The 8,387-nt window shown below is 62.1% G+C and carries 13 protein-coding genes; 5 read left to right on the top strand and 8 right to left on the bottom strand.

Going from position 1 to position 8,387, the window contains the following annotated elements:
• The first annotated feature begins 216 nt into the window (after nt 1-216).
• The 5 genes from KBY83_RS14970 to KBY83_RS14950 all read left to right on the top strand — a co-directional run bounded on the left by KBY83_RS14970 (nt 217) and on the right by KBY83_RS14950 (nt 3,203).
• Nucleotides 217-732, top strand: a complete 516-nt coding sequence (locus KBY83_RS14970; RefSeq protein ID WP_255020363.1) for a transposase — start codon at nt 217-219, stop codon at nt 730-732.
• A 6-nt stretch (nt 733-738) separates the two neighbouring features.
• Entirely contained in the window at nt 739-951 is a 213-nt protein-coding gene (locus KBY83_RS14965) for a hypothetical protein (protein ID WP_255020362.1), read from the top strand.
• 135 nt (nt 952-1,086) lie between these two features.
• On the top strand, nt 1,087-1,776 hold the full coding sequence (locus KBY83_RS14960; RefSeq protein WP_255020361.1) for a transposase: 690 nt from the start codon (nt 1,087-1,089) through the stop codon (nt 1,774-1,776).
• A gap of 792 nt (nt 1,777-2,568) precedes the next feature.
• Nucleotides 2,569-2,898 carry a transposase gene (locus KBY83_RS14955; RefSeq protein ID WP_255020360.1) on the top strand — a complete coding sequence of 110 codons (330 nt, stop codon included), beginning with the start codon at nt 2,569-2,571 and terminating at the stop codon, nt 2,896-2,898.
• A 26-nt stretch (nt 2,899-2,924) separates the two neighbouring features.
• The gene (locus tag KBY83_RS14950) at nt 2,925-3,203 is read left to right on the top strand and encodes an IS3 family transposase (RefSeq protein WP_255020359.1); all 279 of its coding nucleotides are present in this window, start codon (nt 2,925-2,927) and stop codon (nt 3,201-3,203) included.
• 148 nt (nt 3,204-3,351) lie between these two features.
• Here the strand turns inward: KBY83_RS14950 and KBY83_RS14945 are convergent, their stop codons facing one another.
• The 8 genes from KBY83_RS14945 to KBY83_RS14910 all read right to left on the bottom strand — a co-directional run.
• Complete coding sequence (locus tag KBY83_RS14945) at nt 3,352-3,501, bottom strand: hypothetical protein (RefSeq protein ID WP_255020358.1); 150 nt, start codon at nt 3,499-3,501, stop codon at nt 3,352-3,354.
• Nucleotides 3,502-3,566: 65 nt separating this feature from the next.
• Complete coding sequence (locus KBY83_RS14940) at nt 3,567-4,535, bottom strand: RAD52 family DNA repair protein (protein ID WP_255020357.1); 969 nt, start codon at nt 4,533-4,535, stop codon at nt 3,567-3,569.
• Nucleotides 4,536-4,645: 110 nt separating this feature from the next.
• Nucleotides 4,646-5,278, bottom strand: a complete 633-nt coding sequence (locus KBY83_RS14935; protein WP_255020356.1) for a siphovirus Gp157 family protein — start codon at nt 5,276-5,278, stop codon at nt 4,646-4,648.
• Between the two features lie 52 nt (nt 5,279-5,330).
• Nucleotides 5,331-5,774 (bottom strand): hypothetical protein, encoded by a 444-nt coding sequence (locus KBY83_RS14930; RefSeq protein ID WP_255020355.1) that lies wholly within the window; start codon nt 5,772-5,774, stop codon nt 5,331-5,333.
• 604 nt (nt 5,775-6,378) lie between these two features.
• Nucleotides 6,379-6,789: a hypothetical protein gene (locus tag KBY83_RS14925; RefSeq protein ID WP_255020354.1), complete on the bottom strand. Its 411-nt coding sequence runs from the start codon at nt 6,787-6,789 to the stop codon at nt 6,379-6,381.
• Nucleotides 6,790-6,829: 40 nt separating this feature from the next.
• Complete coding sequence (locus tag KBY83_RS14920) at nt 6,830-7,120, bottom strand: hypothetical protein (RefSeq protein WP_255020353.1); 291 nt, start codon at nt 7,118-7,120, stop codon at nt 6,830-6,832.
• A 32-nt stretch (nt 7,121-7,152) separates the two neighbouring features.
• Entirely contained in the window at nt 7,153-7,887 is a 735-nt protein-coding gene (locus KBY83_RS14915) for a C39 family peptidase (RefSeq protein ID WP_255020352.1), read from the bottom strand.
• Between the two features lie 249 nt (nt 7,888-8,136).
• A partial coding sequence (locus KBY83_RS14910; protein WP_255020351.1) for a hypothetical protein occupies nt 8,137-8,387 on the bottom strand: 251 nt, incomplete at its 5' end.

Here is an 8,387-nt window from a genome sequence, read left to right as displayed (position 1 = left end):
GCTTCCGCTTCAACCGGCGTTTCTCAATGGTTGCGATGACGGAACGGATCGCCAATGCAGTCTGCTGCTGCACGCCTTGCACGGAGCGCGATCTCAGGCTTGCGGAGGCTTATGGGTAATCACGACGGGGTTTGAGCGGCAGATCCCTAGAATCGCGTCGCACACAGCCCAGTGCCCGATCTCTCTACAGACACCTGCCGATCTGCCAAGATCCCAGTGATTGCAACGGATCTGGGCAGGAGAATGGGGCATGGCCAAGCCCAAGTCCTTCCGCCCTGGAACCCGGAGCAGACGCTGCTGCTGCCGCCCTCACCAGTGGACTGGCTGCCGGAGAACCACCTGGTGTTCTTTCTGCTCGATCTGGCTGCTGAGCTGGATCTTGAGGACATCTACGCCGTCTACCGGCAGAAGGATCCGCGCGGGGAGAAGGCGTACGTTCCCAGGATGTTAGTGGTATTGCTCCTCTACGCCTACTGCGTTGGGCTGCCCAGTTCCAGGAAGATCGAGAAGGCCTGCTGGGAGGACGCCGCCTTCCGGGTTCTCACGGGCAACCAGCAACCCGACCACAGCCGGATCAGCGATTTCCGCCGCCGCCATTTGAATGCCCTGGCCGGGCTCTTTGTTCAAGTCCTGCGGCTCTGCCAGAAGGCAGGACTGGTGAGCTTGGGCCACGTGGCACTGGATGGCACCAAGGTCAAAGCCAATGCCAGCAAGCACAAGGCGAAGAGCTAAGAGCGGATGCTCAAGTCCGAGCGGCAGCTGGAGGCTGAAATGCGGGCGCTGCTGCGCAAGGCCGAGATCATCGACGCCCAGGAGGACGGGCAGTACGGCAAGGGCAAACGGGGCGATGAACTCCCGGAGGAACTGCAGCGGCGCTCCAGCCGGCTGGAGTTCCTCCGCAAGGCCAAGGCTGAACTGGAAGCAGAAGCTGCTGCTGCCAAGGCCGCTTAACTGAACGACGAGGCCGAGGCTGCTGAGCAGGAGGTCGAGGTAGCCGAGGCCAGTGGCGATGAGCCGCGCAGCAAGCGGGCAGCACGCCGCAGCCGTGGTGCGCGTAAGCGGGCCGATGACGCCCAGAAGCTGGCGATGGAGAAGGCTGAGGCCGCAGGCCTGGAGCTGAGCACCGTTGCCGCCGCCGAGACCGATCCATTGGCGATGCCGCAGCGCACGCTGCCAACCGATGCGGCCGGTAACCCCAACCCCAGCGCGCAGCGTAATTTCACGGACCCCGACAGCCACATCCGCAAGGGATCGGACGGCTGGATGCAGGGCTACAACGCCCAGGCCGCCGTCGATGGCGACCACCAGGTGATCGTGGCGATCGGGGTGAGCAACCAGGCCAGCGATGCGGTGCATCTGCTGCCCATGCTCGAGCGGATTGAGGTCAATACCGGCCAGGTACCCGAGGCTTTGATCGCGGACGCCGGTTACTGCAGCACCGCCAACCTGGAAGCCTGCGAGGACCGGGGCCTCAACACCTACATCTCCACCAGCCGGCAGCAGCACGGCCAGCGGTCACGGCCATCGCGGGGAAGACCGCCGGCAGATCTTGATGCCCGCGGCCGGATGGATCGGAAGCTCAGATCCAAGGCCGGTCAGACCATATACGCCCTGCGCAAAACGATTGTGGAGCCCGTATTCGGCCAGATCAAGGGCGCCCGAGGCCTGGATCGGTTCCGATTGCGAGTGCTGGAGAAGGTGAACGGGGAATGGGCGCTGATGGCCACCACCCACAACATCCTCAAACTGTTCAGGGCATCGGTGGCGACGGCCTGAGAGCAGCCCTCAGTGCAACGGGCTGAGGGCAAACCATTGGTGGAAGCGACTGCCGCTGAGTCCGTGTTACCGGGGCTCAACGTGCGACAGGCTCCTGGCTGCCTGTGCATGACTGTCAGTCGGCCCACGGTCAGGGACTAACGGGATAAGATGCCAGTGTGAATTCATGATGCCGAGATGAGTAATGAACTGTGCAGAGTCGTGCAGGGCCTTGCTATGGCTTCAATTGCGTTAGTTGCGCTGCCAATAGAGGCTAGTGAGTGCCGTGCGACTATTTCAGAGATAGCTAACGAGATCAGAGTAAGTCACAACGTCGCAGTTGACGAGATTAGGGTTCGTGTCGCAGACAACCCAAGGTCTCCGTATGCGAATGCCAACCAAGAGGTTGTATTTGTCCTTTACGAGAGGCCGAACCAGCAGGTAGACCGTAGGCTCAGGGGTTATTCACATAACCTTATGAACAGTCAGCAATTGTTACTTGCTATGTCCAAGCGACTAATCGACTCATGTGAGCCGGTGTTCAGGGTTCGATTCGGGCTGAATCACACAGATGGTATAAGGGACTTTGTCATAAATGAGAATGGGGTGGTATCGGAGGTCCATTGATCTGAAGCTACGTTTGTTGGTCGCATTTCTGGAATCTGCTTGTACCAGTGTGATGCGCAGAAGTGGTGATGAGTTGTGGTTGGTTTTCGTGTTCAAACGCTTGATCGGTCTCAATGGTGCTGGGGTTCCCCCGGTTTTGAGGACAAGTCGATAGGGGTCACGCCATGACCGCCAGACTGTCCATCAATGAGCATCCCCACCAGAGCCCGACGCCGGTTCACGGCGCAGCAGAAGGCGGAGGTCGTGGAGCTCTGCCTTCAGAAGGGCCTCTCCTGCAATGTCGTTGCCGGGCGCCTTGGGCTTCCCTCCAGCAGCCTGGCCTGTTGGGTGCGGCAGGCCCGCATCGATCGCGGTGACTTTGGCCGCCCTGAACAGGGTCAGCTCACCAGCGACGAGAGGGCAGAACTGGCCCGGCTGCGCAAGGAAAGCCGTGAGCTCAGGAGGGAGAAGGATTTTTTCAGGCTGGCGGCAACGCACTTTGCCAAGGAGCAGCTGCCGCCGAGAGGTTTCGTCTGATCGATCAGCTCACAGGTCGCCATTCGGTGGCCTGGCTGTGCCGGCAGCTGGGCGTGGCTCGCAGTGGCTTCTATGTCAGGCGGCAGCGGCAGGATGTGCCGGGAAAGCGAGCGGCCGAGAACGCGGCGATCACCGCTGAGATCGCTGTGGTGCTCGAGGAGCATCGCGGCTTCTACGGATCTCCGCGGATCCATCAGGAGCTGCGGGCCTCGGGGCGCCACGTCGGCCGCCATCGCGTGGCCCGGCTGATGCGCCGTGCTGAGCTCAGGGCCAGAACCCGCAAGGCGTTCAGGCCCTGTTCGTGACATTCATCGAGAGCTGCTCAGGCCACCTCTGGCGCCCAGCCCTGCTGGCGGCTCATGTCATCAGTCCAGCCCTGGCATCGACTGGTGAGGTGCTCGCCATGGGCGATTAACCCCTGGTGCAGTTGGCAGGTGAGCACCGGGATGCATTTCACCCCGGCGTGATGCCTGAACAGTGGCAGGTCATGCAGATCTTGCTGCTGGGGGTCTTGAGCAGCACCTCATCGAGGCAGGGCCACTCCTCGATCGGGAGATCGAGCCGGGCATTCAGCGCTGCTGGCCGGAGGAGAAGGGCACCCATGAATCACGGCTAATGCATACACATGTACTAGCACGGTTGCACCTGTCGCGTCCCGCCTGATCGGCTCAGCCGTGGTGGATAGCGGCTGTTTCTGGCTGGGCCTGGTGCTGAACAAGAAACGCCTCAATCCATTCATGATGCCGCCGCTGACAAATCCGATCAGCGATCGAGGGGGCCTCTTCCGGCACCTGAAAGCGCTTGCGAAAGGCCTTAGTGAACCCCTCCAGAGCAGGGCGGGGCAATCCCCGAACGGTGGCGAGGATCTGCTGGATGGTGCCTGGATCGAGCGGGTCAAGGCTTGGATCTTTCTCTTGCTGCGCAGGTGATTGGGGCTGCTGCAGGGAAGCCGCTTCTGCTGGCCTGCTTCTGGTGTTGGCGTTGGGGGCCGCAGTGCCTGAACTGGTGACCTCCCTCTGCTGCTTGTCATAGAGCGCCAGCCCAAACGGATTGCCAAAGGTCATCAGCGCTCTCTTCATAGCGTCGGTCTCGGCTTCCTTGATGGCCGACTCGTGGGCCTGGCCTAGGTCGGCGTCGATGCCGTGGCCGGCGCCCGTGCCTTCCCGAACCAGGGGCGTAAGACCTCCGGCTGTGACGGTGATGCGTACGCGGGCGGTGTAGGTGACGCCCCAGCCGGGCTTCTGGTCCCGGCCAATCAATCGCTCAGCCTGGGCAACGCAGCGGACGGCGATGGTTTGGCGCTGCCAGCCGTCAAAACCAAAGATCCGGTTGGCTTCCGCAATTACCTGCCAACCCTCCAAATAGCTCACGCGGCTGCGGCCCTGCTCCCGCTGGCGGACTTTGGCCCGCTCCAGCGGGGCGGTCAGGGCGGCGAGCTGCTCGGGGGAGAAGCCAAGGTGCTGAGTCTGGAGAACTTGCGGCTCTACGGCTGACGTTGGGCTTGCTGAGGTCTCCGTATCGGACCGATCAGCGGAGCGGATCACCTCCAGAGCAGAGGGCGGCCGCTGGGCCTGATGGGGAGCTGCGGGACGACTGCTGGTGCTGGAGCCATTGGCGGAAGGAGCGGCGACGGTCATGGTGATGGGAAGCGATGGAGAGAGAAGAAGAGAGGAGCGAAATTGGGTCAGAAAGAAAGGGCCCGCCACTGCAGCGGGCCATGTCGAGGGGGCCTCTGCCCCCCCTCCGGTCAGTGGATGCGCCAGGAGCGGCGGTTGAGCAGCTGAGCTCCAGTGATCTGGCGGCCGGCTTTGAGGGCTTCCTTGATGGCGTTCTTATCGGGCTGGCTGGTGGTTTTGACGGCAAGCCATTCGGGATCGAGGAGGTCTTCGTCGTCGATCACCACCGCCTGGGATTTGCGGCTGCTGAGCTCGTGATTGGGGAAGGAGAAGCGGGTGGCCGCGGGCTGCAGCTGGGTGAGGACAAAGACAAGGGACCCCTCCAGGGCATCGGCCCTGCCGGCATCACTACGGGACAGATCGGCGAGCCGCTTGGCTTGCTGCTGGCGGTAGGCGGCCTGGCCGCGCAGGTGCTCGATCACCCAGCAGGTGGCATCGGCTTTGGCCGCGAAGGCTGTCTTGTTGCCCTCTTCTGCCAGTAGGGCTGCCTCCAGCTCAGCCAGTGCTGAGGCGCGCTGCTCCAGGTCATCGGTTTCCAGTTGCTCGGCCAGCTGGCCGATGGCGCTGGTGAGCTCCTGGGCCTCGATGCCCAGCTGCCATAGGGAACCGGAGCGCTGCAGGGTGCAGGACGGGCCAGTGGCTGATGGAGCGGCCACCGCTGGAGCAGTGGCGACAGCGGCGGGAATGGGGGTGAGTACGGCCATGACGGTGAGAGGGGATAAATGGGACGGAGAGCGCCAGCAGGCGCAGAAGGATTCAGGAGTGGGCGGCGGCGGGAATAGCCAGCAGCCCGGCGGAGGCACGGACCTCAGCCACTGAGATCGGCACCGGAGAGCGCGAGGCCATGCGCCTGGCTTGCTGCACCAGCGAGGCGGTGCCGGTGCCGCCCGGGAAGGCCACCACCAGCACCGAGGCCTGATAGCCAGGGGAGCTGTGGGCCTCGGCCCGGGAAATGGCCTGCTCGAGAAGAGCCCGATTGCGGATTGGCCCAGCGGCCCGCCCATGGAGCTGCCATTGGGCCGGCATAACCAGGGCTGACCAACCCAGCTGCTGGGCAGCGCGACCAATGGCGGCATCAGCGCCGCGGGCACCGCCGTGGAGCAATAAGTGAACAAGGCGGCCACTGCTGCGAGCAAGCAGCTCAGCGGCAACCCGCTGCTGGGGCCAGGCCAGATCACGGCCGCCTCCGGCCGCGATCACAAGCGAATGGGATGGGGCTATTGCAGGGTTAGATGAGAGATAAAGATCCATGAATCAGCTGCCAGAGGTGACAACTGATCGGGGCAACACACCGCAAATAAAAGAGCAGCAGCGCTGGCGAGATCAGGGAATTGGATTACCGCAGGCGATGGGCTTGGGGCCTTTGGCGCTGCCCTTATTCTAGCAGTACAACTGCACTTATGGACCGGTAGAGCCGCTCCAGGGCAATTGATCTGCGCAGGGCGGACCCATGCGTGGCGGCCTCGGCTTACTAATAATTAAGGCCACCAGATCCGATCAAAATTGACCATTGCCCGCGCAGTGGCGCGAGGAAAGCTGGGGTCTCACACCAGCCAGCAATCGGCAGAGGGCTACCAGTCACCGCAGCCGCGGGAGAGATGCCGGGCCCTATTACCCCAACTCAGAGCATCCGAGGGCGGCGGCGGCTGTCTGACGTCAGCCACAGCTCAGCTGTGGCAAGTTCACGGCAGCCACCGGCGACCGCAGCACTGCTGTGTTCTCTAGCGCTAGCTCCATTCTTTTGAGCGCTGCTGGGCTACTCCCTGAGCAGCACTCACCTGTCCTGAGCAGCCCTGCCCTGCGTTCAATCTTTCTGCTCTTGGACTGCGGGCGCACTGGATGCAGGGAGCTTGGCCACTGGACTTCTGCTGTCACTGAGCACCCGCAGGCCCGGGATTTGCTCACTGAGACCCTTGAGCAAACGGTCGATCGCGCCTTGTGTGCGGGGTGCACCGCTGCCCATCAGCTCGCGGCTAATTAGCTCCACGCCCACTTCAACAGCCTGTTCAGCATTGGCTGGCTTGCTCCAGCAGAAGATCATCCGGATGGGTTCTTCTGCATTAGTGACATCGTCGGCCACGAGCTGCCAGCGGCTGCGCTTAACAACTTCTGACCCCAGCTGCAGCAGCGCCTGGCCTAGAGCACTCGAAAGGTCCGCAGCCGTTGCCTTTGCGAGACCAGCTGGCAGCGCAAGGGTAAGGGTGTAGCGGGCCATGGATGCAAGCAGTGCAAGTCCACTCTCCCAGCTGCCGAGCTCAGGAGCGCCGCTCAACCTTCGTCAGCGCTGCACCGCCCAGTAGTGCCAGCAGCAGGTTGAGGGTGGAATCAAAACCCATCTGCAGTTTCTCGAGCGTGCCTGTACATACCTGACCAACTGGCCGGCCCGCCAATGCCCGCTGACCGCAGACCCCAGCAGCAAGGGAATAGATCAAAAGTTGGGTGCAGATCACTACCGCCAGGGTCTTAAAGACAAAGCGCTCACGATCAAAGGGAGGCTTGCCCCCCTGCTGGGCAGGTGGCAGTAAGGGCGGCCGTTCATCGCTCATGGACCTGCTCGGTGCCTCTGTCCTCTGCCTGCTCAGGGATGGCAGGTGAGCAGCCAGCCGGTGCCATTGCCGTCTGCCTCCCAGCGGGGCTGCCAGTTCTTCCAGCTGTAGTGCTGGCCTGCGCCATTGGTGTTGGCGGTGTAACCACCTGCCACTAGATCAGCTTCTCCGTTGGGGTCGTTGTGAATGGCCACCGCCTCGGTGAAACCGATCACCACACTCCAGTGGCCCCCACCTGATGGAGCCGATACAGAACCGTGATGCGGCCAGCCAACGGCCACTGGCCGTCCCAGTTTGATCTGCTGCTCCAAAGCTGCTCGATCACCATTGGTCGCGAAGTTTGCTGTTAGCCCCAGGGAGCGCAAGGCAGATAGCTGGGCTTCTGCACTTGTGCTGTCGCCGTACTTGGCGCGGATGGCGTTGTATTCGTCGTCGGAGCTGACCTTGCCCCAATAGCGGGCGAGCATGGCGCAGCTACTGGAGAAGCACTCGCGGTAACCGGTGCCTGATGCGTTGTCGTTCTGGTTCTCCCAGGCCACAGCTAGCGGATTCGCATGAGCTGGGGCCTCTGGAGCCGGGGGTGCCGATGAGAAGGTCTGCCGCCAGGGGGCTGCCTCAGTGAGGATCGCCGGGTCAGAAGCAATGACGGCGAGCCGCAACTGCTCTATGCCCTCGAGTTGCTGGGGCTCTGCCTTCCAGGCGTTCCAGAACTGGCGCCAGCGTTCAGCTGTGAACGGTGCCTGGGCAGCAGGAGAGGTGGTGGTCATGGCAGCAAGGCAGTCCCTTGCTGTTGCCGAATGGGCCGGCAAGACACCAGAGCGAAGACAAAAACTATGCACAATTCGCATAGTTTTTATCGATCGAGGCTGCCCGTAAGATGAATGCAATGGCTATGGTCTATGCGATTACCGGCTCAGCCTGCTGCTCTGCTCGTGCCACTGCTACTTGGCACTATCGCTCAAGCACAGGGCTTGCGATCTACTAGCCTTGATTACAAAATTGTTCCGCTAAAGGAGTCACGGAGCTTGGCTGCACTGTGCGCCAAGGACCCACAGATCAAGGAGTGCCAATTTGCAATAGGAGAATGGAAGCCGGAGGAACTTGAGCGCGTCAAGCTTGAAGTTCCAATATGCTTCGATCAACGTGATTACCCATAAGCCTCCGCAAGCCTGAGATCGCGCTCCGTGCAAGGCGTGCAGCAGCAGACTGCATTGGCGATCCGTTCCGTCATCGCAACCATTGAGAAACGCCGGTTGAAGCGGAAGCA

Source organism: Cyanobium sp. WKJ7-Wakatipu, assembly GCF_024345355.1.
Lineage (GTDB): Bacteria > Cyanobacteriota > Cyanobacteriia > PCC-6307 > Cyanobiaceae > Cyanobium_A > Cyanobium_A usitatum.
The sequence above is the reverse complement of the archived record's forward strand: the minus strand, read 5'-3'. Positions and strand labels throughout refer to the sequence as shown.